This window comes from Photorhabdus akhurstii, assembly GCF_018448925.1.
Lineage (GTDB): Bacteria > Pseudomonadota > Gammaproteobacteria > Enterobacterales > Enterobacteriaceae > Photorhabdus > Photorhabdus akhurstii.
In genome coordinates, this window is the sequence record NZ_RCWE01000094.1 from 1 (window position 1) to 1,005 (window position 1,005).

At 36.6% G+C, this 1,005-nt stretch carries 1 protein-coding gene; it reads left to right on the top strand.

Annotation, left to right across the window (positions count from 1 at the left end; all coding sequences use genetic code 11):
- Window position 1 precedes the first annotated feature (1 nt).
- Window positions 2-1,005 (top strand): hypothetical protein (locus EAE93_RS23870; protein ID WP_332009641.1); only part of this gene is annotated, 1,004 nt, incomplete at its 3' end.

The following is a 1,005-nucleotide window of genomic DNA, read 5'->3' on the forward strand; positions in this document are numbered from 1 at the left end:
GGTGTTTAACTTTAATATGAGGTTTAATATGTCGACACTTACAGCAGATATAATTTCAGGAATAACGGTTTTAGAAGAGTGCCCGGTTGTTATCACGGTGACTTATTCAGGCGATGATACTCACAAAGTAACGGGTTCGACTGACATAGTGTACGATAACCCGAAAAATACCAGTTTTGATGAGATCCCTCGTATTTCAAGAGATGTTGAGAAAAATACCTGTACTGCGAAATTTGTTGTTACTGCTGGTTCTGGAGCCGGTGATTTTACCATAACATTTTCAATGGATAGGGCTACGGACCCCGATGCTAAATTGGAAATTGCATTTCATTCTATTGATAAAAATGGTTTTTCATATGCAGCATTTGAACCTATAGTTATTGGTGATGCGCTGATAAAAGACACATCTCCGGCAGAGGATAATGAGAAACCTTCTGAATCAAATGGCAGCCTGCTTGTTAATCTATATGCGCTGAGTAAAACAAATGATCCATTACCCTATTTTCAAATTCCTCTGGTAACTGATAGGATAGTGCGTATTTTTGGGTATGATGGAGAAAAAATTACGGAGGAAATATCTCCTTTTATTCAAATATTAAATAGTAATAAATATTATATTAATACGGATAAAAACGGTTTTGTTGCTTTAAGGATTTTCCCCAGTCAGAAAGGGAAGGGGAACTATGCAGTTGATATGTTTACAGAGTTGCCGGATTTTTCAAAGAGAGCTTCATCGAATATTCTGTTTATTATAAAAGATATTAACCCAACGCTTGCAGCGCCAGATATTGAAGAGTTGAATGGTAATAAATTAGCGCCATTAGTAGGAAATAGTAGTACAGGTTTCCATGTGAGTATTCCATTCTATGAAGGTGTTAGGCCGAGAGATAGAATTTTCTTGATGATCAGAGAAGATAATGACGAAACACCAAGTGCGTCTGTTGTCATTACTGATCTGAATCAGTTGAATAATCCGTTTATTTTAGTTCCATATGCCAGTGTTCC